Below are 24,337 nucleotides of genomic sequence, written 5' to 3'. Positions count from 1 at the left end.
CGGCACCCCGCCCGCTCGCGCCGGCACCCCGCCCGCTCGCGCCGGCACCCCGCCCGCTCGCGCCGGCACCCCGCCCGCTCGCGCCGGCACCCCGCCCGGAACCAGGTTCCGGGCACAGCACCGCGTTCCGGTCGTCCGTTCCGCGGTTCCGCGGCCGGAACCTGGTTCCGGCGACCCCCGGCGAGCCCGGCGAGCCCGGCGACCCCGGCGTGCGCGCGGGTCAGGCGGCGGGCGCGACCGCGTCCCACGGCACGCTGAGCTCGCCGAGCCGCCAGCGAGTCACGCCGTGCAGCACCGGCCACCCGCGGTCCCGCATCCCGCGCACCGTCGCGATCCACCGCTGCCGGGGTCCGTACGTGCCGAGCGGTGCGGCGACCGCCCACGCCAGGTCGAGGTCCCGGAGGAACGCGTGCACCCGCTCCCCGGGGACGTTCCGGTGGATGAGCGCCTTCGGCAGCCGTTCCGCGACGACCGACGGCACGTCGAGGCCGGCGAGCCGGAGCGACACCGTGAACGACACCGGCCGGACGTCGTCGAGCGTGACCCACGACGCCACCCGTCCGACCTCGTTGCAGGTGCCCTCGACGAGGACGCCGCCCGGCTGCAGGCGGTCCTGCATGATCCGCCACGAGGGGACCACGGCGGACTCGTCGTACTGTCGCAGGACGTTGAACGCGCGGATCACGACGGGGCGTCGGCCACCGGGCGTCGGCGTCTCGAAGCCGCCGAGGCGGAAGGTCACGCCGTCCCGGGCGCCGGCGTTGGCGAGGGCGACGCGTGCCGGTTCGATCTCGATGCCGGTGACCTCGACGTCCGGGCGGACCCGGGCCAGCCGGTCCCGGAGCTCCAGGGCCGTCGTCGGCGAGGCGCCGTACCCGACGTCGGCGACGAGCGGGTCGTTGGTCCGACGGAGCGCCGGGAGCGCGGCGATCCACCGGTCGACACGACGCAGCCGGTTGTACCCGGTCGTCCCGCGCGTCACGTTCCCGATGGGCATGCGGACAAGGCTACGGGGCCGGAGACCCGGGGCACGGCGCTCGGTAGACTCCTGGGCATGACCTCCACGCTCGTCCTGCTCCGTCACGGCAACAGTGACTGGAACCAGAAGAACCTGTTCACCGGTTGGGTCGACGTCCGGCTCAGCGAGCTGGGCGAGAAGGAGGCGAAGCGCGCCGGCGAACTCATCGCCGAGTCGGGCATCGTCCCCGACGTCCTGTACACCTCGCTCCTCACGCGGGCGATCCAGACCGCCGACATCGCCCTGCTCGAGGCCGACCTCGCCTGGCTCCCGGTGAAGCGCGACTGGCGACTCAACGAGCGTCACTACGGCGACCTGCAGGGCAAGGACAAGGCGCAGACGCTGGCCGAGTACGGCGAGCAGCAGTTCATGGAGTGGCGTCGTTCGTTCGACGTCCCGCCGCCCCCCATCGCCGACGACGCCGAGTGGTCGCAGGCCGGGGACCGCCGCTACGCCGAGCTCGGCGACCAGCTGCCCCGCACCGAGTCGCTCAAGCTCGTGATCGACCGGCTGCTGCCCTACTGGGAGTCGGACATCACGAAGGACCTCGGCGCCGGCAAGACCGTCCTCGTCACGGCGCACGGCAACTCGCTGCGGGCGCTCGTGAAGCACCTCGACGGGATCTCCGACGACGACATCGCGGGCCTCAACATCCCGACGGGCATCCCGCTCGTGTACGAGCTCGACGACGAGTTCCGCCCGACGAAGCCGGCGTACTACCTCGACCCCGAAGCCGCTGCCGCCGGTGCTGCCGCGGTCGCCGCCCAGGGCGCGAAGAAGTAACCCCGGCGCGACACACGAACGCCCCGTCCGGACCAGTCCGGGCGGGGCGTTCGTCACGTCGTGCGGGTCAGACGAAGTGGGAGGCGATCTTCTGCACGAGCGCGCCCACGTCGTACGGCTGCGTGGTGTCGACCCGCACCACGGGGACGCCGGGCAGCCCGATCGGCTCCGCCGTCGCGCCGTGCTCGTCCCAGAACCCGAGCACGCCGGCCAGGTCGCCGTGCACGTCGTGGCGCACCGGCACGGTGCCCGGCTCGTACCGGTCCCGCAGCCGCTGGTCGGCGGTGGCACGGTCGACGTGGCACCACACCTCGACGGCGCGGGGCGACCCGGCGGAGGCGAGCCGCGCCTCCAGGAGGGCACGGTCGCGCGACGGCAGCCAGACGGCGTCGAGGACGACCCCGTTCTCGACGGCCGCCGCCATCGACCACATCGTCTCCATCGCGATCGCGCCGAGCGGCCGCGAGGCGATCATCGGCCCGACGATGTCGGCGAGGGGCTCCTTGATGCGGTCCTTCGACAGGAAGGGGCAGCCGAGCACCTCGGCGAGAGCGGCGCCAACCGTGCTCTTGCCCGAACCGGGCATCCCGTTGACGATGATCGCGACCTGAGCCATGCCACGATCCTCCCGTCCGCCGACCCCGATCGCAAAACGCGACCGGACGCGGCCGGACCGGTCAGGCGGGGGAGACCGTCACGCTCGAGGCGCCCGCCCAGTCGCCCGTGGCCAGGTACTCGACCTTCTTCGCGATCGACACCGCGTGGTCCGCGAACCGCTCGTGGTAGCGGGAGGCCAGCGTGGCGTCCACGGTGTCGACCGGGTTGCCCTTCCAGGTCTCGCCGAGCACGAAGTCGAAGACGCTCGCGTGCAGTTCGTCGACGGCGTCGTCCTCGTCGCGGATCTCGGCGGAGAGCGCGATGTCCTCGGTGGCGAGCAGGCGGGTGAGCTTCTGCGCCATCGCGACGTCGTGCTTGCCCATCTCCTTGAAGGTGCCGCGGAGGCCCTTCGGCACGACCTTCTCGGGGAAGCGCTGCCGGGCCAGCTGGGCGATGTGCTCGGCCATGTCGCCCATGCGCTCGAGCGAGGAGCTGACGCGCAGGGCGGTGACGACGACCCGGAGGTCGCGGGCGACCGGCGCCTGCCGGGCCAGGATGTCGATGGCGATCTCGTCGAGGCTGTTCGCCGCCTCGTCGATCTTCGCGTCGTCGGCGATCACCTCGTCGGCGAGGGCGACGTCGGAGTCGCCGAAGGCCTGCGTGGCTCGGGTGATGGCGGACTCGACGAGCCCGGCGATCTCGGTCAGTCGCTCCTGGACGTCCTGGAGCTCCTGCTGGAAGACTTCGCGCATGGGGGAGTACCTCTCTCTGCGTACCGGACGAGTGTCGTCAGCCCAGGTGAACGAACGGTGACGTCCGGTTGAACGCTTCGCGATCCGGAGCCGGAACGGCCGCGAACGGGGGTGAACGGCACCCGAACCCGGTGTGACCATCCCTACACTGGCGGCATGGACAACGCGTGGCTCGTGCCACTGTCGATGCTCCTCGGCGGGGTCTTCGGCGCGGGCGTCGTGGTGCTGATCATCACCGCCGAGCGCACGGCCCGAGCGGCCGACGTGGCGGAACGGACGCTGCCGGACGGCGTCGCCGCGGTCATCGCCACGATGCACAACCCGGCCGTGGTGGTCGACCCGTCGAACACGGTCGTCGCCGCATCCCCACAGGCGCTGACGGTCGGACTGGTGGTGCGGCGGAAGCTCGTGCACCAGGAGATCGCCGACCTCGTCGACCGGGTGCGCGGCAGCGGCGAGATGGGCGCCGAGGACCTCGAGCTCCCGCGCGGCCGGGGGAGCGACCAGATCGGCTACCTGAGCTTCCGCGCCGCACAGCTCGGCAACCGCTACGTCCTCGTCACGGCGGACGACCTCACCGAGACCCGGCGCATCGACGAGGTCCGGCGGGACTTCGTCGCGAACATCTCGCACGAGCTGAAGACCCCGATCGGCGCGATCGGGCTGCTGTCCGAGACCCTCGTCGCCGCCGCGGACGAACCGCAACACGTGCGGAAGTTCGCCGCGCAGCTCCTCACCGAGTCCGAGCGACTGGCGGCCCTGACGAAGGACATCATCGAGCTCTCGCGACTGCAGTCCGTCGACGCGCTGGAGAACAGCGAGGAGACGTCGATCGACCGCATCGTGCAGGTCGCCGTCGACGCGAACGAGGTCGTGGCGCGCGCCCGCGACATCGACATCGTGCGGGCCAAGAAGTCGAAGCTCCGGGTGATGGGGGACCCCGGCCTGCTGCAGATCGCGGTGTCGAACCTCATCGCCAACGCCGTGAAGTACTCGCCCGACAACACCCGCGTCGGCGTCGGCGTCCGGTCCGCGAAGGGCTTCGTCGAGATCGCCGTGACCGACCAGGGCGTCGGCATCCCCGAAGCGGACCTCGACCGCGTGTTCGAGCGGTTCTACCGCGTCGACCCGGCACGCTCCCGCGCCACGGGCGGCACCGGCCTGGGCCTCGCGATCGTCAAGCACGTCGTGGGCAACCACGGCGGTGACGTGCGCGTCTGGTCGCAGCCCGGCAAGGGCTCGACCTTCACCATCCGTCTGCCCGAGGCGGACCCGGAACTGACCACAGCACTCGAAGAGCAACTGGAAGAGCAGCCATCGTGACCAAGATCCTCATCGTCGACGACGAGCCGGCCCTGAGCGAGCCCCTGGAGTTCCTGCTGCAGCGGGAGGGGTACGAGACGACCGTCGCCGCGGACGGCGTGACCGCCCTGTCGAAGTTCGACGCGGAGAACCCCGACCTGGTGCTGCTCGACCTCATGCTCCCGGGGCTGAGCGGCACCGAGGTGTGCCGGCAGATCCGCACCCGCTCGAGCATCCCGATCATCATGCTCACCGCGAAGGACTCCGAGGTGGACATCGTCGTCGGACTCGAACTCGGCGCCGACGACTACGTGACGAAGCCGTACTCGACCCGGGAGCTCCTCGCCCGCATCCGGGCCGTGCTCCGCCGTCGCACCGAGGACGACCCGGCGGACAGCGGCATCCTGCAGGTCGGCGGGATCCGGATGGACGTCGAACGGCACACCGTGCAGGTGGACGGCTCGGAGACGCCGATGCCGCTCAAGGAGTTCGAGCTGCTCGAGCTGCTGCTCCGGAACGCCGGCCGGGTGCTCACCCGCGGGCAGCTCATCGACCGGGTCTGGGGCTCGGACTACTTCGGGGACACGAAGACCCTCGACGTGCACATCAAGCGCATCCGGTCGAAGATCGAGCGGGTCCCGAGCGCGCCGGAGATCCTGGTGACGGTCCGCGGGCTCGGCTACCGCATCGAGGGCTGACGCGAGCGGCGCGCTCACGCGACCGGCGGGCTGACGCGAGCGGCGCGCTGACTCGACCGGCGCGCTCACGCGCAACCGACAGGAGGCGCGGTGCGGGTCCGTGGGACCCGCACCGCGCCTCCTGTGCGTGCGTCTGGTGCGACTAGCCGTTCGTGCCGGAGTCGCCGCTGGACGAGTCGGTCTGGGAGTCGCCGGACTGCGTCCCCGGGGCGGTCGCGTCGCCGGTCGGCTGCGTGCCGTTCTCGGACGGGGAGGTCGCGGTGCTCGTCGGGGTGGGGCTCGGCGCGAGGGTGGCGTACTCCTCCTGCGCGCTGGTCAGCACCGGCACGCTCGCGGAGACGCCCTCGGCGCCGGAGTACGAGAAGTAGACCTTGACGAGCGACCCGGGCGTCGTGTCGGCGTCGTCGAACACGACCTCCCGCGACTGGCCGGCCTTCGTGCCCTGCGTGGTCTCGCCCTGTTCGGTGGGGGAGGTTGCCTGGGCGGACGGGGCCGCAGCGGCACCGAGGTCGATGTGCGTGTTCGCCGGGACCGTGACCGTCTGGGTGTCGCCGCCGACCTCGATCGACAGGGTGACGTCGTCGTCCGCGTTGTTCACGATCGTGCCGACGAACCGGGCGCCGTCCGCGTCGTCCGCGATGAGCAGCGCGTTCCGGATGTCGACCTTGCCGGTCGTGGCGTTCACGCCGTCGGTGATCTGCTTGATCTCGGCGGTCTGCGCGGGCGACATGAACTCGCAGCCGGTGGCGCCGAACGCGATGGTTGCCGCAACGGCGACGGACACGAGTACCCGAGCTCGCAAGAGATTCCTCCGGAAGATCACGATGTGGACCGGTCGGCCCGGTGCCATCCTACCGATCGGCGGACGGGCGGAGTGCCAGCGCCCTCTTACCCGAAACCGGCTTGTGGTAAACTGGGCGTCTCTGAACGGAGCCTGATACATGCAATTCGAGGTCGGCGAGACCGTGGTCTACCCCCATCACGGGGCGGCAACCATCTCTGAAGTCAAGACGCGCGTCATCAAGGGTGAGGAAAAGGTCTACCTGAAGCTGCGGGTCACCCAGGGTGACCTGACGATCGAAGTCCCCGCGGACAACGTCGACCTGGTCGGCGTCCGCGACGTGATCGGGAAGGAAGGCCTCGACAAGGTGTTCGAGGTCCTGCGTGCCCCCTTCACGGAAGAGCCCACGAACTGGTCCCGCCGCTACAAGGCGAACCTCGAGAAGCTCGCCTCCGGTGACGTCATCAAGGTGTCCGAGGTCGTCCGCGACCTCTGGCGTCGTGACCAGGACCGCGGCCTCTCCGCCGGAGAGAAGCGGATGCTCGCCAAGGCGCGGCAGATCCTGATCTCCGAGCTGGCGCTCGCCGAGAAGACCGACGAGGACAAGGCTTCGACCGTCCTCGACGAGGTCCTCGCGTCCTGACTCTGCCGAGCCACTGAACACGTCCACGACCGTCCTGTTCCCCGAAGGGGTGAGCAGGGCGGTCGTCGTCGTTGCGGCCGGTTCCGGCACGCGGCTCGGCATCGGCACCGCCAAGGCGTTCGTGCCCGTCGCCGGGCAGCTGATGCTCGCGCGGGCGCTCGAGCCGCTCTTCACGCTCGCGTCCCCGACGCTGGTCGTCGTGGTGGCACCGGCGGCACTGCTCGACGAGTGCCGCCAGGTGGTCGCGTCGGTCGCCGGGGCTGCGGCCTCGTACACGGCGGTCGTCCCGGGAGGCGCGGATCGCCATGGTTCGGTCGAGGCCGGCCTGGCCGTGCTGCCGGACTCCGTCGCCTCGGTGCTGGTGCACGACGCGGCGCGGTGCCTCACGCCGGCGTCGCAGTTCGAGCGGGTGTTCGACGCGGTGGTCGGTGCGCTCGTCGACGGGTCGGGCGTCGGGTTCGTGCCGGCCCTGCCCGTCACGGACACGATCAAGCGGGTGTCCGGCGCCGAGGTCGTCGAGACCGTCGACCGCGCGGCACTGGTCGGCGTGCAGACGCCGCAGGGTTTCCCGCTCGCGGCGCTCCGGCAGGCGTACGCCCTGTCCGCCCGGGCCGAGACCGACGACGCCGGGGTGTTCCAGGCGGCAGGCGGCACCGTGCAGGTCGTTCCCGGCGACGCCGATGCGTTCAAGATCACCACGCCGTGGGACCTCGGTCGGGCGGAGTCGATCGTGCGGTCCCGCTCTGGGTCCGGCTCCGGGTCCGGGTCCGGGTCCGGGTCTTCGGTCGCGGAGCAGACCCGGTTCGGGCTGGGCGTGGACGTCCACGCGTTCGACGCCGACTCCCCGTGCCGCGTCGGTCTGCTCGACTTCCCGGGCGAAGCCGGCCTCTCGGGGCACAGCGACGGGGACGCCGTGGCGCACGCGGTCTGCGACGCCCTGCTCTCCGCCGGTGGCCTCGGGGACATCGGCGGCCGGTTCGGCACGTCCGACCCCGCCTACGCCGGTGCGACGGGCGACGTCTTCATCCGGGGTGCCGTGGACGCGCTCGCTGGCGCTGGCCTCGCACCGGTGTCGGTCACGGTGCAGGTCATCGGCAACCGGCCGCGGATCGGTACTCGGCGCGCCGAGATGCAGGACGCTCTGGCCGCGGTCGTCGGGGCGCCGGTGGCGGTGTCCGGCACGACGACCGACGGCCTCGGGTTCACCGGCCGGGGCGAGGGGCTCGCCGCGATCGCCACGGCCGTCGTCCGACCGGCCTGACGTCCTAGGCTTGGGGCGTGACCGTTCGCCTCTACGACTCCCGCGCCGCAGCCGTCGTCGACCTCGTCCCGCTGGTCGACGGGCAGGTGAGCATGTACGTGTGCGGTCCGACCGTGCAGTCCTCGCCGCACATCGGTCACCTCCGCTCCGCGCTCGTGTACGACATCTGGCGCCGGTGGCTGACCTACCGCGGCCTGCGCGTCACCCTCGTCCGGAACGTCACCGACATCGACGACAAGGTGCTCGACCTCGCCGCCGGCACGGACGAGCCCTGGTTCGCCCGGGCGTACCGCGTCGAGCTCGAGTTCACCGCCGCCTACACCGCGCTCGGCATCCTGCCGCCGACGTACGAGCCCCGCGCGACCGCGAGCGTGCCGCAGATGCACGAGATCATCCAGCGGCTCATCGACCGCGGGCACGCCTACGCCGCGGCCGACGGCTCCGGCGACGTGTACTTCGACACCGGCAGCTGGGCGTCGTACGGGGCGCTCACGCGGCAGCGGCGCGAGGACATGGTCGAGGCGACCGACGCCGACCCCCGCGGCAAGCGCGACCCCCGCGACTTCGCCCTCTGGAAGGGTGCCAAGCCCGGCGAGCCGACGACGGCGAACTGGGACTCCCCGTGGGGTCCGGGCCGGCCGGGCTGGCACATCGAGTGCTCGGCGATGTCCCGGCGGTACCTCGGCCCGGCGTTCGACATCCACGGCGGCGGCCTCGACCTCCGCTTCCCGCACCACGAGAACGAGCTCGCGCAGTCGACCGCGGCCGGCGACCCCTTCGCGTCGTACTGGCTGCACAACGGGCTCGTGTCGGTCGGCGGGCAGAAGATGTCGAAGTCGCTCGGCAACTCGGTGTTCGCCGCCGACATGCTCGGGTCCGCCCGGCCGATCGTGGTCCGCTACGCGCTCGGTGCCGCGCACTACCGTTCGACGATCGACCACCACGACGGCTCCCTCACCGAGGCCGAGGCCGCGCTCGACCGGATCGCCGGCTTCCTCTCGCGGGCCGAGACCCGGCTCGAAGGGGTCCACCTCGCCGACGCCCCGGGGGTCCCCGACACGTTCGCGGCCGCCATGGACGACGACCTCTCGGTGCCACAGGCCCTCGCCGTGCTGCACGAGACCGTGCGCGCCGGGAACGCCGCCCTGGACACCGACGATGCGGAAGCGCTCGGAACCGCGTACCATCAGGTGGCCGCGATGGTCGAGGTGCTCGGCATCGACCCGCGAGCCGCCCACTGGTCTGGCGGTGGCCACGACGCATCGGCCGCACCACTCGCAGCCCTCGTCGAACGCCTCGTGCAGGAACGCGCCGACGCCAGGGCCGCACGCGACTTCGCCACGGCCGACCGCGTGCGCGACGACCTCGCATCCGCGGGGATCACGATCGAAGACACCGCAGCTGGTACACGCTGGAGCATCGCCTGACAACGGCAGTGCCGGACAGGAGAGAGCAATGAAGAACGTCTCGGGGAGCAAGAAGGGCCGGCCCGGCGCCGTCCGCTCCGGCCGCAAGGGCAACAAGCAGGTCGGCTCCGGCGGCCAGGGCGCGCAGGCGCTCGAGGGGCGCAAGCCCACGCCGAAGGCCGAGGACCGGCCGTACCACCCCGCCGGCAAGCGCAAGGCGGCGAAGGACCGGTTCGAGGCCGCGAAGGGTCGCCACGGCGCCTCGAGCAGCCCGCAGCAGCGGACGAGTCGTCCGCCGCAGCGCAAGACCGACGACTCCGAGCTGGTCACCGGCCGCAACTCCGTGCTCGAGGCACTGCGCACGAAGACCCCCTCGACGACGCTCTACATCGCGTCCCGCATCGAGGTCGACGACCGCGTGAAGGAGATCCTCGCGCTCGCCAACCACCGCGGTGTGCCGATCATCGAGCTGATGCGCCCCGAGCTCGACCGCATCACGGGCCACGACAGCGTGCACCAGGGCGTCGCGCTCAAGGTCCCCGCGTACGAGTACGCCGTCGCCGAGGACCTCGTCGAGCGCGCCTTCGCCAAGGACGAGGTCCCGCTGGTCGTCGCCCTCGACGGCATCACGGACCCGCGGAACCTCGGTGCGATCATCCGCTCGACCGCTGCCTTCGGTGGCCACGGCGTCATCGTGCCGCAGCGTCGTTCGGTCGGTGTGACCGCGAGCGCGTGGAAGACGAGCGCCGGTGCCGCAGCCCGGACGCCCGTCGCGATGGCGCCGAACCTGACGCAGACGCTCAAGTCACTCAAGTCGATGGGCCTCTTCGTGCTCGGGCTCGCCGGCGACGGTGACGTGCAGCTCGACGAGCTCGAACTCGCCGACCGTCCGATCGTCATCGTCGTGGGGTCCGAGGGCAAGGGCCTGTCGCGCCTCGTCACCGACACGTGTGACGCGATCGTGTCGATCCCGATCTCGAGCGCGACGGAGTCGCTCAACGCGGGCATCGCCGCGAGCGTCGCCCTGTGGGAGGTCTCCCGCCGCCGTCGCGCGTCGTAGTCCGCGCCAGCGTCCCTGACGGAATCGGGCGTACCTGGTCGTTCATCTCGACCGGGTACGCCCGATTCCGCATTCCATCGCGGCCGTTCTGGGAAAGAACGGGACCCCGGTCAGACGTTCGCGCGCCAGTCCTCGACGTCCTCGTCCTCATCGGCGCCGTCGACCACGGGGATCGGCAGCGTCATCGACGAGGTCGGCGGGTTGATGAGCAGCCGTTCGTCACGGCGGTGCCGGAGCACGTCGTTGATGTACGCGGTCGTGGCCTCGGGGAGCGAGACCGACCGCTCCTCGTTCTGTGACATGAACCAGCGGTGCTCGAGCAGTTCGTGGAACACCTCGGCCGGTTCGAGCCGCCCACGGAGGTCACGCGGGATCGACCGGATCACCGGCTCGAACACCTTCGAGACCCACTCGTGCGCCACCATCTCCTCGTCGAGCTGGTCGCGGCCGTTCCGCGCCCGGTACGAGTCGAGGTCGTTGAGGAGCCGCCGGGCCTGGTTCTCGCCCGCGTCGATCCCGGTCAGGCGGAGCAGCCGCCGCTGGTGGTGTCCGGCGTCGACGACCTTGGGCTGGATCCGGACCTGCGACCCGCCCTCGGTGGTGTGGATCGACAGCTCCTCGATGTCGAAGCCGAGCGCGTTGAGGCGCTCGACGCGGTCGTTGATGCGCCAGCGCTCCCGGATGTCGAACTGCTCGGTGCCGGTCAGTTCCTTCCAGAGCGTCCGGTACTGCGCGACGATCCGGTTCGAGACGTCCACCGCGTCGGCGTTCTCGTCGAGGCGGCCGCCGGCTTCGAGGTCGAGGAGCTCGCCCGCGATGTTCACCCGCGCCACCTCGAGGTCGTTCTCGCGCTGACCGTTCGACAGACCGCCGGGGTAGAGCTTCCCGGTCTCGGCGTCGACGAGGTACGCGGCGAACGCCCCGGCGTCGCGGCGGAAGAGCGTGTTCGAGAGCGAGACGTCGCCCCAGTAGAACCCGATGACGTGCAGGCGGACGAGGAGCAGCGCGAGGGCGTCGACCAGTCGCGTGGCGGTTTCGGGGCGGAGGGTCTGCGAGTACAGCGCGCGGTACGGCAGCGAGAAGCGCAGGTGTCGGGTGACGAGCACGGGGTGCAGCGGCTCCCCGTCGGCGCTCACCCGGTTCGTGATGACCGCGACCGGGTCCACGCAGGGGACGTCCATGCGCTGGAGCGTGCGGAGCATCTCGTACTCGGACCGCGCGACCTCCTCGCCGGTCTCCTTCACCGCGACGACGTACCCACCGAGCTGCGAGAACCGCACGAGGTGCCGCGAGATGCCCTTCGGCAGCGCGACGATCGTCTCGTCCGGCCAGTCGGCGAGCGGGAGGTCCCACGGCAGGTCGAGGAGCCCGGGGTCGACGGTGGCTGCGGTGATGGACATCGAGTCGGGCACGGTGGGTTCCTTCGGTGCTCGGACGTGCGCCGGTCGGGCGACCGGACTGACGGACGGGAGGCGCGGTGCCAGCTGGCACCGCGCCTCCCGTCAGGACTGACCTGCGTTACGCGCTGACGACGGCCTTGTCGTCGAGTCGCTCGCCCGACTCGGTGTCGAAGGCGTGCACGTGGCCCTGCTTCGGCGTCACCACGATGGTGTCACCGATCGAGGGGTGCGCGCGGCCGTCGACGCGGGCGACGATGTCGACGCGCGAGCCGTTGACGTCGGCGTGACCGTAGAGGTAGCCGTCGGCGCCGAGCTCCTCGACGACGTCGACCGTGACGGGCAGACCCTCACCCGACGACGCCACCTGGACGTCTTCGGGGCGGATGCCGACCGTGATCTGGGCCGAGCGCGCGTTGGAGAGCGTGTCGCGGTCGATCGCGTGGTTGAGCGTGCCGAACTTGATGCCGCCCTCGACCACGTCGGCCGGGAGCAGGTTCATCGCGGGCGAGCCGATGAAGCCGGCGACGAACACGTTGTTCGGCTTCTCGTACAGGTCGCGCGGCGAGCCGACCTGCTGCAGGATGCCGTCCTTGAGCACCGCGATGCGGTCGCCCATGGTGAGCGCCTCGGTCTGGTCGTGCGTGACGTAGACCGTGGTGACGCCGAGGCGACGCTGCAGCGAGGCGATCTGGGTGCGGGTCTGGACGCGGAGCTTGGCGTCGAGGTTCGACAGCGGCTCGTCCATGAGGAACACCTGCGGCTGACGGACGATCGCGCGGCCCATCGCGACGCGCTGACGCTGACCACCGGAGAGCGCCTTCGGCTTGCGGCCGAGGTAGTCCTGGAGGTCGAGGAGCTTCGCGGCCTCCTGGACGCGGGTGGCGCGCTCTTCCTTGCCGACGCCGGCGATCTTGAGCGCGAAGCCCATGTTTTCGGCGACGGTCATGTGCGGGTACAGCGCGTAGTTCTGGAACACCATCGCGATGTCGCGGTCCTTCGGCGGGACGTCGGTGACGTCGCGCTCGCCGATGCGGATGGCACCGGAGTTGACCTCTTCGAGGCCGGCGAGCATGCGCAGCGAGGTCGACTTGCCACAGCCCGAGGGGCCGACGAGGACGAGGAACTCGCCGTCGGCGACGTCCAGGTCGAGGGAGTCGACCGCGGGGCGGGTGCCTCCGGGGTAGAGACGGGTTGCCTTGTCATAGGTGACGGACGCCATGAGCGTTCGGTCCTTCCTTCACCGGCAGGTACGTGCCGGACGATCCGAGTGAAGCGGTGTGCCCGTGGGGGCCCCGGATGGTCGTCGTCGACCATCGAGGTTCATACAACACGATCTGCCCCGCGTGCGCCAGTCCTCACAGCTGGTTGAGTGGTCACAGGAAGGTCCCACTACAATCGGCGGGTCCGTCCGCCGAGCGGGGGAAGGCCGACCGGACGATCGATCAACGTGAGGACACTCGACGCATGACCAACCGCCCCGAGGGTGACGCCCGCGCCGCGCGGAACGAACGACGCGAAGCCGCACGGCAGCGAGCGCAGCGCGCCCGCACCCAGCAGAAGCGACGCCAGCGCGGCGTCCGGCTCGGCCTGCAGATCGGCCTCGGCGTCGTGCTGCTGGCCGCCGCGACGATCGTGACGCTCGTCCTGGTCCAGTCCGTGCAGCCCGCGGGTCCCGGTCCGGCGAACACCTCGCAGGGTGGCATCACGATCGGGCAGGACCTCAAGGCGGTGACCGCGGCCTCCGGTTCGCCGGCACCGTCCGCGACCGACGGCTCCGGAGCGGTGCGCATCACGATGTACATCGACTACCTCTGCCCTGTCTGCGGGCAGTTCGAGAAGGCGAACGGCGACTACATCGAGAACCTCGTGGACTCCGGTGCCGCGACGGTGGACATCCACCCGATCGCGATCCTGTCGAACCGGTCGCAGGGGACGAAGTACTCGCTCCGCGCCGCCAACGCGGCCGCCTGTGTCGCGGACCACTCGCCGGACCAGTTCTTCGCCGTGCACAAGGCGCTGTTCGCCGACCAGCCGGACGAGGGCACGCCCGGCCTGACGGACGCGCAGCTGACGAAGGTCGTCACGGGCGTCGACGGGTTGCAGGAGCGCTCGGCCATCCGGAAGTGCATCGCGGACCAGACCTACAGCAAGTGGATCGACGAGCGGACGACCGCGGTGACCGGCGGCGACATCCCCGGGTCCACGCTCGAGGACTTCCCCGGGACGCCCCTCGTGCTCGTGAACGGGCAGCGCTACGAGCTGACCTCGCCGATCACGAACGACGACTTCCGCACGTTCGTGGTCACCGCGGCCGGCGCGACGGACACGACGCCGACGCCCACGCCGTCCGCCACCGCGACCCCGTCGGCCACCGCGACCGAGTCCACGACGCCGAGCGCGACGCCGTCGCGCTGAGCCGGCGGGTCCGGCGGGCCCGGCGGGCCCGGTCTACAGGGACGACCCTGGCACGCTGAACGTGTCGCACGCGGTGGCGCCCTGCTGGTAGCCGCGGAGGAACCAGTTCTGACGCTGGGCGCTGGTGCCGTGGGTGAAGGAGTCCGGGTCGACGTGTCCGCTCGACCGCTCCTGGATGCTGTCGTCGCCCACGGCACTCGCGGCGGAGAGGGCGTCCTCGATCTCGGACCGCGAGATCGGCTCGAAGAAGGTCTCGCCGTCCGCGTCCTTCGTGTTCGCGGCGTCGCCGACCCAGGACCCGGCGTAGCAGTCGGCCTGGAGCTCGACCCGGACGCTCCCGGACGCGGCGCCCGTGCCCGAGCGGTCGGTCGAGGCGAAGGCGCCCTGCAGCTGCTGGACGTGGTGGCCCCACTCGTGGGCGACGACGTACATCTGCGCGAGCGGGCCGCCGGACGAGCCGTACTTCGACTGCAGGTCGTCGTAGAACGCGGTGTCGAGGAAGATCGCGCGGTCCGGCGGGCAGTAGAACGGGCCGGTGGCGGCGGAGGCGGTGCCGCACGACGTGCTCGTGGTGCCGTCGAACAGGAAGAAGTCGGGCGACCGGTAGGAGATCCCGAGCTTCCCGGACTGCGCGGTCCAGTACGCGTCGAGGGACTCCGCGGCGCCCTCCATCCGGCAGTCGACGCTCGCGTTGGCGTCGCTCCCGGTCCGGCACTCCGGCGCTGCATCGACCGTCTCGCCCTGCTGCTGGATCTGCGTCGTGCCGTCACCGGCGCCGAGCAGCGAGCCGAGGTCCAGGTCACCGCCGGTGAAGACGTTGATGAGCAGCACGACGATCGCACCGATGCCCACGACCCCGCCACCGGCGACCGCCGCCGTCCTGCCGCGGCGCTTGACCTTCCCGCCCTCGAGCTTGGAGTCTTCGTTGAACGTCATGCCACGAACCTACGGATCCACCGGTGACCGTGCCCGCGGCGGCGAGTAGACACGGGGACATGGCGACCCTCGACGAAGCACACCCCCTCTTCCTGTTCGCGATGGACCAGCGTTCGTCGCTCCTCGAGCACACGTACGACGAGTCCGGGGGCGAGCCGGTCGACGAGGCCGAGGCCGAACGGGTCCGCGCCGGCAAGCAGCTCGTCTACCGCGGGGTCCTCACGGCGCTCGCCGCCGGGGCGTCCCGGGACCGCACCGGCGTCCTCGTCGACGAGCGGTACGGCGCCGACGTCGCCCGGCTCGCCAAGGACGCGGGGCTGCAGCTCGCGATGCCCGTCGAGCGGTCGGGCCGCGAGTGGTTCGAGCTCGAGTACGGCGACGAGTGGATGGCCCACGTCGACGCGTTCGACCCCGACTGGGTGAAGGTCCTCGTGCGGGACAACCCCGACTTCGACCCGGAGCGCCGGGAACGGCAGGCGTCCGACCTGGCGGCGGTGTCGAGCGCGCTCCACGACGCGGGGCGACCGTTCCTCGTCGAACTGCTCGTCCCGGCCACCGACGAGCAGCAGGCGTCGGTGGTGGACTACGACCGCGAGCTCCGACCGGACCTCGTCGTCCAGGTGCTCGAGTACCTGCAGGACCACGGGGTCGAGGTGGACGTCTGGAAGCTCGAGGGCCTCGACGAGCGCGCCGACGCCGAGCGGGTCGTCGCCACCGCCCGTCGGGGCGGCCGGGACACGGTGCAGTGCATCGTCCTCGGACGGGACGCCCCGGAGGACCGGCTCGACCACTGGCTGCGGACCGCCGCTCCCGTCGACGGCTTCGTCGGGTTCGCGATCGGCCGGAGCAACTGGGAGGAACCGCTCGAGGACGTCGTCCGCGAGCACCTCGACACCGAGGCCGCCGAACAGCTCATCGCCGCGAACTACCGCCACTTCGTCGACACCTGGCTCGAGGCGCGCGGCGGCGTCGAGCACGGGGTGGACGCCGGCGCGGTCTGACCCGCGAGCGCTCGCACCCGGCCGCTCAGGTGCGGATGAGGGGCTCCACCGCAGCGAGCTCCGCCCCGATGCCGACGTCGACGAGCTCGATGCGTCCCGCGAGGGTGGCCGCCGGTCCCCGGAGCAGCCCGGCCTTCACCCCGCCGAACGTGACGGTGACGTCGGCGTGCAGGACGTGCTCGTCCGCGATGCCGCCGGTGTCGACGTCGATGCCGCTCGGCACGTCGACCGCGACCACGAACGGTGCGCGCTGGTCGCGGGCGAGCTCGCGGATCGCGTCGACGACCTCGCGGGCCGGCGACCGGAGCGGTGCGGCACCGCGCACGCCGATGCCGAGGATCCCGTCGAGCACGAGGTCCGCCTCCAATGCCGCACTGGTCGCGACCGCGGCCGGGCCGTCACGGTCCACGTCCAGGAGGCGCGCCCCGGCGTCCAGCGCCGCTGCCAGGCCCGCCTCGTGCACCCGTGAGCCGACGCGCAGCACCGCCACGCGCCTCCCGTCCGCCGCCAGGCGAGCCCCGGCGAACAGTGCGTCGCCGCCGTTGTCGCCGCTCCCCACGAGGAGCAGGACGGACCCGGGTCCGTCGCCGGGCCGCGCCGCGGGGTCGTCGAGCAGGTCCCCGACGATCGCCGCCAGCCCCGCAGCCGCGCGCTGCATCAGCGGTTCGCCCGCGTCGAGGTGCGGCCGCTCCGCCGCCCGGATCTGATCGCCTCCGTAGCCGTCCATCGCACCAATGTGCCCCGGTAGCCTGGAGGCGACATGTCACTCGTCCCCGAAGCGCCCCGTCCCCGTGCCGTGATGAGCCCGGACGGCCTGAAGCTCGCCACCTACGACTTCGGCGACCCCGACGCCCCGGCCGTCGTCGCCGTGCACGGGTTCGCGTCCGGCGCCGTCCTCAACTGGCACGCCTCGGGCTGGACGCGCGACCTCGTCCGTGCCGGCTACCGCGTCGTCGCCCTCGACCAGCGGGGGCACGGGGCGAGCTCCAAGCCGCACGACCCCACCGCGTACTCGATGGACCTCCTCGTGGCCGACGTCACGACCGTGATCGACACGTACCTGCTCGACGACGTCGCCTACCTCGGGTACTCACTGGGTGCCCGCGTCGGGTGGCACACGGCCGAGCGTCTGCCGGACCGGATCACCCGCGCGGTCTTCGGTGGCATCCCGGACGCCGACCCGATGCGCCGCGTGCGGGTCGACGAGGCGAAGGCGTTCATCGCCGACGGCACCCCGGTCGAGGACCGCGTGACGAACGGCTACCTGACGATGGCGGCCGGGATCGAGGGGAACGACCTCGGCGCCCTGGTGGCGATGGTCGAGGGGATGCGGGACAGCGTCGAGCCGACACCCGACAACGCGCCCGCGCAGCCGATCCTGATGGCAGCGGGCAGCGAGGACGGCATCCGCGACAGTGCGGTGCGGCTCGCAGCGGCGGCACCGAACGCGTCGTTCTTCGAGATCCCCCGCCGGAACCACTTCAACGCACCGACCTCGCGGCACTTCCGCGAAGCAGCCATCACGTTCCTGCAGGACACCGCCCTGTCCGCCGCACGCTGACGGGTACTGCCAGGTCCTCGTTGTCGAAGCCTGCCGCGCGTACCGTCCCGGCCATGGACTACAGACTCCTCGGCAACAGCGGGACATCGGTGTCGACGCTGACCCTCGGCACCATGACGTTCGGCAGCGAAGCCGACGAACCCACCTCCCACAAGATCATCGACACGTTCGTCGCCGCGGGCGGCACGCTCGTCGACACGGCTGACGTGTACTCCGGCAACGAGTCCGAGCGGATCATCGGCCGCTGGCTCGCCGCACACCCCACCGAGGCGCAGCAGGTCGTCCTCGCCACCAAGGGCCGGTTCCCGCAGGGCGACGGGCCGAACGACCTCGGGCTGTCCCGCCGGCACCTCCGCACCGCCCTCGACGCCTCGCTCGAGCGGCTCGGCGTCGAGCACATCGACCTGTACCAGATGCACGCGTGGGACGCCCTCACCCCGATCGAGGAGACCCTGCGCTTCCTCGACGACGCCGTGTCCGCCGGCAAGATCGGCTCGTACGGCTTCTCGAACTACCTCGGCTACCAGATCACCAAGGCGGTGTACGAGGCGAAGGCGCATGGCTGGGCGCCGCCCGTCACCCTGCAGCCGCAGTACAACCTGCTCGTCCGCGACATCGAGCACGAGATCGTGCCGGCGAGCCTCGACGCCGGGATCGGCCTGCTGCCCTGGTCGCCCCTGGCCGGCGGCTGGCTGTCCGGCAAGTACCAGCGCGACGAGGCGCCGACCGGCAGCACCCGTCTCGGCGAGAACCCGCAGCGCGGCATGGAGGCGTGGGAGGCCCGCAACGGCGACGAGCGCACCTGGGCCGTGCTCGACGCGGTGTCCGCGGTCGCCGAAGCGCACGGCGCATCGAAGTCGCAGGTCGCCCTCGCCTGGCTCCTCGCCCGGCCGGCCGTGACGAGCGTGATCCTCGGTGCCCGGACGGTCGCGCAGCTCGAGGACAACCTCGGCGCGGCGGACCTCGTGCTCGACGACGCCGAGCTGCAGCAGCTCACCGACGCCAGCGCACCGCGCATCGACGACTACCCCTACGGCACCGCCGGGGTGGCGCAGCGCGAGCGGAAGATCACCGGCGGGCGCTGAGCAGCATCTGTCCGGGTTCTGCGGCTTTCCGCGAGCTTGGGATTGGTGGTGGACACCGGGATGAGTGAGGTGTCACCATCACTGCACGACCGGCTGGTTACCGTGTCGAGCGCTCGGAATGCCCCTGATCCGTGTTCCACGCGCCGAAGGCCCCGGGTGATGCACCCGGGGCCTTCGTCTTCGTGTCTGGGGCCGGCAGCGGGACTTGAACCCGCAACCCCCGTATTACAAGTACGGTGCGCTACCAATTGCGCCATGCCGGCGGACGCGCCCATCCTAGCGAAGGGCGCGTCGGGTCACTCCTGCTCGCTGAAGTTGAGCGAGATCGAGTTCATGCAGTACCGGTCGCCCGTCGGCGTCCCGAACCCGTCCGGGAACACGTGCCCGAGGTGCGAGCCGCAGTTCGCGCACCGGACCTCGGTGCGGGCCATGCCGAGCGAGTTGTCCTCGATGAGCTGCACGGCGTCGGGGTCCACCGACTCGTAGAAGGACGGCCAGCCGCAGCCGGAGTCGAACTTCGTGCCGCTCTTGAACAGCTCCGCGCCGCAGGCCGCACAGGTGTAGACGCCGGCGCGCTCCTCGTCGAGGAGTTCACCCGTCCACGGCCGCTCGGTGCCCGCCTGACGGAGGACGGCGTACTGGTCCGGGGAGAGCTCCTCGAGCCACTGGGCGTCGGACTTGTCGACGTTGTACGTCATGGTTTCCTCCTGCTTCCGGCCGGGCGCTTCACCAGGGGGTCCCGACCACTTCGGTAAACTCGCCACGATGTCCGAACATTCCGTGCACCACGCCCGTTGGGACCGTCTGACGACGGACGAACTGTACGGCATCGTGGTGCTCCGGAACCGCGTGTTCGCACTCGAACAGCGGGTCACGGCCGACGACTTCGACGGCCGGGACCGTGAACCGGACACCGAGCACTGGTGGTTCGGCACGGACACCGATGCGGTTGGGTACCTGCGGCTCATCCGGCCCGCTCCGGACGAGGTGCACCCGGACGGTACGGAGCGCCCCGCGTGGGTGATCGGGCGGGTCGCGACCGATCCGGCGCACCGTGGGAACGGGACCGCCGACCGGCTCGTCCGCGCGGTGCTCGAGGCGCACGGGCACGAGCCGTTCGTCCTGCACGCACAGGAGTACGTGGCCGGCCTCTACGCCCGACACGGGTTCACGGTGTTCGGCAGCCCCTACGTTGAGGCCGGCATCCGCCACGTCGGCATGCACCGACCGGGTGCGTCGGCCGTCGACCGCTGATGGACACCCGGGCGCGGTACGCCGCGTACGCCGACCGCATCGCCGCCACCTCGCCGTCCTACGCCGCGTGGGCGCGTTCCGTCGACGACGACCTGGTCGCACTCCTCGACGCGGTCCCGGCATCGAAGCGGCAACCGGAACTCCTCTTCGCGGTCGCCCGGCGGCTGGGCGCGGACCCGTCGGACCCCGGTGCGCTGCGCGCGCTCGGCCTGGAGGCGCGACCCGCCCTGGTCGCGGCCCTCGCCTCCGCCACGGTGCAGGCGAACGACCCGCGGCGGCTCGCCCCGGTCGTCCCGCTGTTCGCGGCGCTCGCCGCACGGGCCGGCCGACCGCTCGGCCTCGTCGACGCCGGCGGTGCGGCGGGGCTCTGCTCGATCCCCGACCGGGTGACGCTCGACCTCCGGATCGCCGGGGGTGCGCTGCCCACTGTCCGGGTCCACGAGGCGGTCGACGAGCCCTCGGTGCACCTGACCGCCGATGCGTCCGGGCTCGTGCCCGGTCCCGCCGCCGCACCGATCGACATCGGAGCACGCGTCCTCCTCGACCCCAACCCGATCGACCTCGCCGAGCCGGGGGCGTTCGACCGGCTCGTCGAGGCGGTGCCGCCCGAGGCGGTGGACCGCACCGCCCTGATGCGCGACGCTGCCCGCGCGACGCTCGCCGTGCCTCCCGTCCGTCTGCGGGGGAGCCTGCCCGGTGACCTCGACCGGGCGCTCGACCACCTGCCGGACGACGTGGAGCCGGTGGTCCTCACTACCGGGACGCTCGTCTACGTGCCTGGTGCCGAGCGGCAGCGCTTCGTCGACCGCGTCCGCGAGCTGGGCGTGCACTGGATCGCGCTCGAACGAACCGGGATCCTCACCGGCGTCGCGGCGACCCTGCCGGACGACGTCGACGCTGCCGACCCGGACGCGTTCGCGACCGCCTCGCTCGACGGCGTCGCGGTGGCCGTCTCCGACCCGTTCGGCGTCCGCGTGCGGTGGGTGCGCGCGCTGAACCTGTGACCGGTTCTCGCGACAGTCCAGCGCCGTGCCAGGGTGCGGAACGACTCCGCCCCTACGATGTGCGAGACCCGTTACCCGACCGTGACCGTGATCGGACCCGCAGTGACCGCCACACCCGCTGACCAGCTCGGCGAACTCGCACGCCACGTGCTCGCGTTCGAGCACGAGCGGGCGCGGCACGACCGGACCAAGGAAGCGGAGATCCGGGTCGAGTTCGACATGTCGCCGGCTCGGTACTACCAGGTGCTGAACCGGGTGATCGACTCGCCCGCGGCGCTCGCGTACGACCCGCAGCTGGTGACCCGGCTGCAGCGGCTGCGGTACGCGCGCACCACTGCCCGGGCCGCGCGCAGCTTCGTCGCGCCCGGTGCGGCTCCCGAAGGACGTGAAGAGGAACGATGACGACGAGATACCCACGAGACCGGTTCGACGACGTCGCCGACGGCCCGCGGGTCGGGGCGCACCGCGGTGCGCAGCGGCGGGGACGCGGTTGGATCGCCTTCGCGTGGGCCGCCCTCGCCACCGGTGTGCTCGTCGGGATCGGCGTGCTCGTGCTCGCGCTCCTCAACGGCAGCTACTCCTTCACCGGCTCTGCCTCGCCGACCGCGTCGTCCTCGGCGTCCGCGACGTCGAGTGCTGCGCCGTCCGCGTCCGCTTCGGCGCCGGCGTCCCAGGCACCCGCGGCGGGGACCCCGGCCGACCAGGGCACCACGACGGTCGTCGTGCTCAACGGCACGACGACGACCGGTCTCGCGGCGAAGGCCAGCGCCGCGCTGACCGGCGCGGGGTGGAAGGTCACGTCGACGGGGGACGCCGGCACCACCGGGACGACCGCGACGATCGTCTACTACCAGCAGGCGTCGCAGGCCGCGGTCGCCCGGGGGATCGCGAAGTCCCTCGGGGTCACCGCCGTGCAGCAGTCGGCCGCGTTCCCGAACGCGGACATCAGTGTCGTGCTCGGTGCGGACTACGCCGGCTGACGCGCATTTGTGACGGTCGTGTTTCCGGCGTGTTGATTCTTGCCGGAATCATCGTGAAAGAACGTCACACCTATTGCCCTGTCGGCACAGTTCGGTCAGAGTGCTGCCGAGACGGCGACTGCGTCGTCAGCATCAGCACCACCGCAGGGAGCAAGAGATCATGGCCAACGGAACCGTGAAGTGGTTCAACGCCGAGAAGGGCTTCGGCTTCATCACCGTCGATGGAGGGGGCCAGGACGTGTTCGTGCACTACTCGGCAATCGACATGTCGGGGTACAAGGTCCTCGAGGAGGGTCAGGCAGTGACGTTCGACGTCGGTACGGGGTCGAAGGGCCCGCAGGCCGAGTCCGTCCGCCCGGCCTGAGTCGGAACCACCCGGAACGCGCCGTCCCCTCGGGGGCGGCGCGTTCTTCCGTGCCAGGGTGCGCGCCCGCCCGCTAGTGCGTGCCCTGCTCGGCGCGCGTGCCCTGCTCGCCGGTGCGTGTCCGCTCGCCGGTGCGTGTCCTGAGAAGTCGACCCGCGCCTCCCGGCGGTGTTGCACTCGCACCGGTCGAGTGCCAGAATCGGCGTTGGCACTCGCTCACGCTGAGTGCCAGCACGACCCCCACGCACGACGTCCGGGAGGGACGAGAAACTCACATGGCTAAGATCATTGCTTTCGACGAGGAGGCCCGCCGCGGCCTCGAGCGCGGCCTCAACATCCTGGCCGACGCCGTGAAGGTGACGCTCGGCCCGCGCGGCCGCAACGTCGTCCTCGAGAAGAAGTGGGGCGCCCCCACGATCACGAACGACGGTGTCTCCATCGCCAAGGAGATCGAGCTCGACGACCCGTACGAGAAGATCGGCGCGGAGCTCGTCAAGGAGGTCGCCAAGAAGACCGACGACGTCGCCGGTGACGGAACCACCACCGCGACCGTGCTCGCCCAGGCCCTCGTCCGCGAAGGCCTCCGCAACGTCGCCGCCGGTGCCGACCCCGTGTCGCTCAAGCGCGGCATCGAGAAGGCCGTCGCCGCCGTCTCCGAGCAGCTCCTCGCCAACGCGAAGGACATCGAGACCAAGGACCAGATCGCCGCCACCGCGTCGATCTCCGCCGCCGACCCGACGATCGGCGCGCTCATCGCCGAGGCCATCGACAAGGTCGGCAAGGAAGGCGTCGTCACCGTCGAGGAGTCGAACACCTTCGGCACCGAGCTCGAGCTGACCGAGGGCATGCGCTTCGACAAGGGCTACCTGTCGCAGTACTTCGTCACCGACCCCGAGCGTCAGGAAGCCGTCTTCGAGGACGCCTACATCCTGATCGTCAACTCGAAGATCTCGAACATCAAGGACCTCCTGCCGGTCGTCGACAAGGTCATCCAGTCCGGCAAGCAGCTCCTCATCATCGCCGAGGACGTCGACGGCGAAGCGCTCGCGACCCTCGTCGTGAACAAGATCCGCGGCATCTTCAAGTCCGTCGCCGTCAAGGCTCCGGGCTTCGGCGACCGTCGCAAGGCCATGCTCCAGGACATCGCGATCCTGACCGGCGGCCAGGTCATCTCGGAAGAGGTCGGCCTCAAGCTCGAGAACGCCACGCTCGACCTGCTCGGTCGTGCACGCAAGGTCGTCATCACCAAGGACGAGACGACCATCGTCGAGGGTGCCGGCGACAGCGAGCAGATCGCGGGCCGCGTCCGTCAGATCCGCTCCGAGATCGAGGCGACCGACTCCGACTACGACCGCGAGAAGCTCCAGGAGCGCCTCGCGAAGCTCGCCGGTGGCGTGGCCGTCATCAAGGCGGGTGCCGCGACCGAGGTCGAGCTCAAGGAGCGCAAGCACCGCATCGAGGACGCCGTCCGCAACGCGAAGGCCGCCGTCGAAGAGGGCATCGTCGCCGGTGGTGGCGTAGCGCTCATCCAGGCGTCCGTCGTGCTCGACTCGCTCGACCTGCAGGGTGACGAGGCGACCGGTGCGAACATCGTCCGCGTGGCCATCGACGCGCCGCTCAAGCAGATCGCGCTGAACGCCGGTCTCGAGCCGGGCGTCGTCGCCGCCAAGGTCCGCGAGCTCGAGTCGGGTCACGGCCTCAACGCCGCGACCGGTGAGTACGTCGACCTCGTCGCCGCGGGGATCATCGACCCGGCCAAGGTCACGCGTTCGGCGCTGCAGAACGCTGCGTCGATCGCCGGTCTGTTCCTCACGACCGAGGCCGTCGTCGCCGACAAGCCGGAGCGCACTCCTGCTGCTCCGTCCGGCGACCCCACGGGTGGCATGGACTTCTAGGCAGTCCTCCGGAAGGGCCCCGCACGCTGCGCGTGCGGGGCCCTTCCGCGTGCCGGCAGGCTGCGCCGAGGTTGCACGAACTGCCGCTCGCGCCGCCGTCGGGCGGCACCTCGTGCGACCTCGGCGTGAGCCCGACGGCGT

Annotated in this window: 26 protein-coding genes and 1 tRNA gene; 17 read left to right on the top strand and 10 right to left on the bottom strand. The window is 71.3% G+C overall.

Annotated features, from left to right (window positions below; genetic code table 11):
• Nucleotides 1-220: 220 nt before the first annotated feature.
• Entirely contained in the window at nt 221-997 is a 777-nt protein-coding gene (locus tag FS825_RS04780) for a class I SAM-dependent methyltransferase (RefSeq protein ID WP_144711355.1), read from the bottom strand.
• Nucleotides 998-1,054: 57 nt separating this feature from the next.
• Here FS825_RS04780 and FS825_RS04775 point away from each other — a divergent pair, with 57 nt between their 5' ends.
• A complete protein-coding gene (locus FS825_RS04775) occupies nt 1,055-1,801 on the top strand; it encodes a phosphoglyceromutase (RefSeq protein ID WP_144711354.1) in 747 nt (248 codons plus the stop codon).
• A gap of 67 nt (nt 1,802-1,868) precedes the next feature.
• Here FS825_RS04775 and FS825_RS04770 read toward each other — a convergent pair whose 3' ends face one another.
• Entirely contained in the window at nt 1,869-2,417 is a 549-nt protein-coding gene (locus FS825_RS04770) for a P-loop nucleotide/nucleoside kinase family protein (RefSeq protein ID WP_144711353.1), read from the bottom strand.
• A gap of 61 nt (nt 2,418-2,478) precedes the next feature.
• Entirely contained in the window at nt 2,479-3,150 is a 672-nt protein-coding gene (gene phoU, locus FS825_RS04765) for a phosphate signaling complex protein PhoU (RefSeq protein WP_144711352.1), read from the bottom strand.
• A gap of 156 nt (nt 3,151-3,306) precedes the next feature.
• Here phoU and FS825_RS04760 point away from each other — a divergent pair, with 156 nt between their 5' ends.
• A complete protein-coding gene (locus FS825_RS04760; RefSeq protein WP_144711351.1) occupies nt 3,307-4,473 on the top strand; it encodes a sensor histidine kinase in 1,167 nt (388 codons plus the stop codon).
• Nucleotides 4,470-5,150 carry a response regulator transcription factor gene (locus tag FS825_RS04755; protein ID WP_144711350.1) on the top strand — a complete coding sequence of 227 codons (681 nt, stop codon included), beginning with the start codon at nt 4,470-4,472 and terminating at the stop codon, nt 5,148-5,150. The genes FS825_RS04760 and FS825_RS04755 overlap by 4 nt, the downstream gene beginning before the upstream one ends.
• A gap of 142 nt (nt 5,151-5,292) precedes the next feature.
• On the opposite strand, the gene FS825_RS04750 is transcribed toward FS825_RS04755, so the two are convergent.
• Entirely contained in the window at nt 5,293-5,952 is a 660-nt protein-coding gene (locus FS825_RS04750) for a hypothetical protein (RefSeq protein ID WP_144711349.1), read from the bottom strand.
• A gap of 139 nt (nt 5,953-6,091) precedes the next feature.
• Here FS825_RS04750 and FS825_RS04745 point away from each other — a divergent pair, with 139 nt between their 5' ends.
• Genes FS825_RS04745 through rlmB form a run of 4 tightly spaced genes read left to right on the top strand, consistent with a single transcriptional unit; the run spans nt 6,092 to nt 10,301 of the window.
• Nucleotides 6,092-6,574, top strand: coding sequence for a CarD family transcriptional regulator (locus tag FS825_RS04745; RefSeq protein WP_017888066.1), 483 nt, complete (start codon nt 6,092-6,094; stop codon nt 6,572-6,574).
• A 49-nt stretch (nt 6,575-6,623) separates the two neighbouring features.
• On the top strand, nt 6,624-7,835 hold the full coding sequence (gene ispF / locus FS825_RS04740; RefSeq protein ID WP_144711348.1) for a 2-C-methyl-D-erythritol 2,4-cyclodiphosphate synthase: 1,212 nt from the start codon (nt 6,624-6,626) through the stop codon (nt 7,833-7,835).
• Between the two features lie 17 nt (nt 7,836-7,852).
• Nucleotides 7,853-9,262 carry a cysteine--tRNA ligase gene (gene cysS / locus FS825_RS04735; protein WP_144711347.1) on the top strand — a complete coding sequence of 470 codons (1,410 nt, stop codon included), beginning with the start codon at nt 7,853-7,855 and terminating at the stop codon, nt 9,260-9,262.
• Nucleotides 9,263-9,290: 28 nt separating this feature from the next.
• A complete protein-coding gene (gene rlmB / locus FS825_RS04730) occupies nt 9,291-10,301 on the top strand; it encodes a 23S rRNA (guanosine(2251)-2'-O)-methyltransferase RlmB (RefSeq protein ID WP_144711346.1) in 1,011 nt (336 codons plus the stop codon).
• A gap of 110 nt (nt 10,302-10,411) precedes the next feature.
• Here the strand turns inward: rlmB and FS825_RS04725 are convergent, their stop codons facing one another.
• Complete coding sequence (locus FS825_RS04725) at nt 10,412-11,713, bottom strand: DUF4032 domain-containing protein (protein WP_144711345.1); 1,302 nt, start codon at nt 11,711-11,713, stop codon at nt 10,412-10,414.
• A gap of 106 nt (nt 11,714-11,819) precedes the next feature.
• Nucleotides 11,820-12,920, bottom strand: a complete 1,101-nt coding sequence (locus FS825_RS04720; RefSeq protein ID WP_144711344.1) for an ABC transporter ATP-binding protein — start codon at nt 12,918-12,920, stop codon at nt 11,820-11,822.
• A gap of 245 nt (nt 12,921-13,165) precedes the next feature.
• Here FS825_RS04720 and FS825_RS04715 point away from each other — a divergent pair, with 245 nt between their 5' ends.
• The gene (locus FS825_RS04715) at nt 13,166-14,116 is read left to right on the top strand and encodes a DsbA family protein (protein ID WP_144711343.1); all 951 of its coding nucleotides are present in this window, start codon (nt 13,166-13,168) and stop codon (nt 14,114-14,116) included.
• 33 nt (nt 14,117-14,149) lie between these two features.
• Here the strand turns inward: FS825_RS04715 and ypfJ are convergent, their stop codons facing one another.
• The gene (gene ypfJ, locus FS825_RS04710; protein ID WP_144711342.1) at nt 14,150-15,052 is read right to left on the bottom strand and encodes a KPN_02809 family neutral zinc metallopeptidase; all 903 of its coding nucleotides are present in this window, start codon (nt 15,050-15,052) and stop codon (nt 14,150-14,152) included.
• 59 nt (nt 15,053-15,111) lie between these two features.
• On the opposite strand from ypfJ, the gene FS825_RS04705 reads away from it, so the two are divergent.
• A complete protein-coding gene (locus tag FS825_RS04705; RefSeq protein WP_144711341.1) occupies nt 15,112-16,053 on the top strand; it encodes a 2-deoxy-5-keto-D-gluconate 6-phosphate aldolase domain-containing protein in 942 nt (313 codons plus the stop codon).
• A 25-nt stretch (nt 16,054-16,078) separates the two neighbouring features.
• On the opposite strand, the gene FS825_RS04700 is transcribed toward FS825_RS04705, so the two are convergent.
• Nucleotides 16,079-16,780, bottom strand: coding sequence for an NAD(P)H-hydrate epimerase (locus FS825_RS04700; RefSeq protein WP_144711340.1), 702 nt, complete (start codon nt 16,778-16,780; stop codon nt 16,079-16,081).
• A 33-nt stretch (nt 16,781-16,813) separates the two neighbouring features.
• Between FS825_RS04700 and FS825_RS04695 the strand changes: the two genes are divergently transcribed.
• Both FS825_RS04695 and FS825_RS04690 read left to right on the top strand, forming a co-directional pair.
• Nucleotides 16,814-17,614 carry an alpha/beta fold hydrolase gene (locus FS825_RS04695; RefSeq protein WP_144711339.1) on the top strand — a complete coding sequence of 267 codons (801 nt, stop codon included), beginning with the start codon at nt 16,814-16,816 and terminating at the stop codon, nt 17,612-17,614.
• 53 nt (nt 17,615-17,667) lie between these two features.
• A complete protein-coding gene (locus tag FS825_RS04690; RefSeq protein WP_144711338.1) occupies nt 17,668-18,699 on the top strand; it encodes an aldo/keto reductase in 1,032 nt (343 codons plus the stop codon).
• 187 nt (nt 18,700-18,886) lie between these two features.
• Here FS825_RS04690 and FS825_RS04685 read toward each other — a convergent pair.
• Together FS825_RS04685 and msrB are read right to left on the bottom strand one after the other, a co-directional pair.
• A tRNA-Thr gene (locus tag FS825_RS04685) sits at nt 18,887-18,962 on the bottom strand.
• Nucleotides 18,963-18,995: 33 nt separating this feature from the next.
• Nucleotides 18,996-19,397, bottom strand: coding sequence for a peptide-methionine (R)-S-oxide reductase MsrB (gene msrB, locus FS825_RS04680; RefSeq protein WP_144711337.1), 402 nt, complete (start codon nt 19,395-19,397; stop codon nt 18,996-18,998).
• Nucleotides 19,398-19,464: 67 nt separating this feature from the next.
• On the opposite strand from msrB, the gene FS825_RS04675 reads away from it, so the two are divergent.
• From FS825_RS04675 to groL, 6 genes are all read left to right on the top strand, one after another.
• The gene (locus tag FS825_RS04675; RefSeq protein ID WP_186377078.1) at nt 19,465-19,953 is read left to right on the top strand and encodes a GNAT family N-acetyltransferase; all 489 of its coding nucleotides are present in this window, start codon (nt 19,465-19,467) and stop codon (nt 19,951-19,953) included.
• Nucleotides 19,953-20,957 carry a DUF2332 family protein gene (locus tag FS825_RS04670; protein ID WP_144711335.1) on the top strand — a complete coding sequence of 335 codons (1,005 nt, stop codon included), beginning with the start codon at nt 19,953-19,955 and terminating at the stop codon, nt 20,955-20,957. The genes FS825_RS04675 and FS825_RS04670 overlap by 1 nt, the downstream gene beginning before the upstream one ends.
• Nucleotides 20,958-21,059: 102 nt before the next feature.
• Nucleotides 21,060-21,359, top strand: coding sequence for a DUF3263 domain-containing protein (locus FS825_RS04665; protein ID WP_260981021.1), 300 nt, complete (start codon nt 21,060-21,062; stop codon nt 21,357-21,359).
• Nucleotides 21,356-21,937: a LytR C-terminal domain-containing protein gene (locus FS825_RS04660; RefSeq protein WP_144711333.1), complete on the top strand. Its 582-nt coding sequence runs from the start codon at nt 21,356-21,358 to the stop codon at nt 21,935-21,937. Before FS825_RS04665 ends, FS825_RS04660 begins: the two co-directional genes overlap by 4 nt.
• Before the next feature lie 160 nt (nt 21,938-22,097).
• Nucleotides 22,098-22,301 (top strand): cold-shock protein, encoded by a 204-nt coding sequence (locus FS825_RS04655; protein WP_022903461.1) that lies wholly within the window; start codon nt 22,098-22,100, stop codon nt 22,299-22,301.
• Nucleotides 22,302-22,576: 275 nt separating this feature from the next.
• The gene (gene groL / locus FS825_RS04650; protein WP_144711332.1) at nt 22,577-24,196 is read left to right on the top strand and encodes a chaperonin GroEL; all 1,620 of its coding nucleotides are present in this window, start codon (nt 22,577-22,579) and stop codon (nt 24,194-24,196) included.
• Nucleotides 24,197-24,337 lie beyond the last annotated feature (141 nt).

This window comes from Curtobacterium pusillum, from assembly GCF_007680845.1.
In the GTDB taxonomy this organism is placed as follows: domain Bacteria; phylum Actinomycetota; class Actinomycetes; order Actinomycetales; family Microbacteriaceae; genus Curtobacterium; species Curtobacterium pusillum_B.
Note: the sequence above shows the minus strand (reverse complement) of the source record. Positions and strands in the feature narration are given on the sequence as shown.

What these genes read in the sequence shown, in the direction of transcription:
- FS825_RS04760 (WP_144711351.1), top strand. Translation starts at nt 3,307, where the DNA reads ATGGACAACGCGTGGCTCGTGCCACTGTCGATGCTCCTCGGCGGGGTC.
- FS825_RS04700 (WP_144711340.1), bottom strand. Translation starts at nt 16,780, where the DNA reads ATGGACGGCTACGGAGGCGATCAGATCCGGGCGGCGGAGCGGCCGCAC.
- FS825_RS04660 (WP_144711333.1), top strand. Translation starts at nt 21,356, where the DNA reads ATGACGACGAGATACCCACGAGACCGGTTCGACGACGTCGCCGACGGC.
- groL (WP_144711332.1), top strand. Translation starts at nt 22,577, where the DNA reads ATGGCTAAGATCATTGCTTTCGACGAGGAGGCCCGCCGCGGCCTCGAG.
- FS825_RS04670 (WP_144711335.1), top strand. Translation starts at nt 19,953, where the DNA reads ATGGACACCCGGGCGCGGTACGCCGCGTACGCCGACCGCATCGCCGCC.
- FS825_RS04745 (WP_017888066.1), top strand. Translation starts at nt 6,092, where the DNA reads ATGCAATTCGAGGTCGGCGAGACCGTGGTCTACCCCCATCACGGGGCG.
- FS825_RS04720 (WP_144711344.1), bottom strand. Translation starts at nt 12,920, where the DNA reads ATGGCGTCCGTCACCTATGACAAGGCAACCCGTCTCTACCCCGGAGGC.
- msrB (WP_144711337.1), bottom strand. Translation starts at nt 19,397, where the DNA reads ATGACGTACAACGTCGACAAGTCCGACGCCCAGTGGCTCGAGGAGCTC.
- FS825_RS04655 (WP_022903461.1), top strand. Translation starts at nt 22,098, where the DNA reads ATGGCCAACGGAACCGTGAAGTGGTTCAACGCCGAGAAGGGCTTCGGC.
- phoU (WP_144711352.1), bottom strand. Translation starts at nt 3,150, where the DNA reads ATGCGCGAAGTCTTCCAGCAGGAGCTCCAGGACGTCCAGGAGCGACTG.
- FS825_RS04705 (WP_144711341.1), top strand. Translation starts at nt 15,112, where the DNA reads ATGGCGACCCTCGACGAAGCACACCCCCTCTTCCTGTTCGCGATGGAC.
- ypfJ (WP_144711342.1), bottom strand. Translation starts at nt 15,052, where the DNA reads ATGACGTTCAACGAAGACTCCAAGCTCGAGGGCGGGAAGGTCAAGCGC.
- FS825_RS04780 (WP_144711355.1), bottom strand. Translation starts at nt 997, where the DNA reads ATGCCCATCGGGAACGTGACGCGCGGGACGACCGGGTACAACCGGCTG.
- FS825_RS04675 (WP_186377078.1), top strand. Translation starts at nt 19,465, where the DNA reads ATGTCCGAACATTCCGTGCACCACGCCCGTTGGGACCGTCTGACGACG.
- FS825_RS04770 (WP_144711353.1), bottom strand. Translation starts at nt 2,417, where the DNA reads ATGGCTCAGGTCGCGATCATCGTCAACGGGATGCCCGGTTCGGGCAAG.
- FS825_RS04715 (WP_144711343.1), top strand. Translation starts at nt 13,166, where the DNA reads ATGACCAACCGCCCCGAGGGTGACGCCCGCGCCGCGCGGAACGAACGA.
- rlmB (WP_144711346.1), top strand. Translation starts at nt 9,291, where the DNA reads ATGAAGAACGTCTCGGGGAGCAAGAAGGGCCGGCCCGGCGCCGTCCGC.
- FS825_RS04775 (WP_144711354.1), top strand. Translation starts at nt 1,055, where the DNA reads ATGACCTCCACGCTCGTCCTGCTCCGTCACGGCAACAGTGACTGGAAC.
- FS825_RS04690 (WP_144711338.1), top strand. Translation starts at nt 17,668, where the DNA reads ATGGACTACAGACTCCTCGGCAACAGCGGGACATCGGTGTCGACGCTG.
- FS825_RS04695 (WP_144711339.1), top strand. Translation starts at nt 16,814, where the DNA reads ATGTCACTCGTCCCCGAAGCGCCCCGTCCCCGTGCCGTGATGAGCCCG.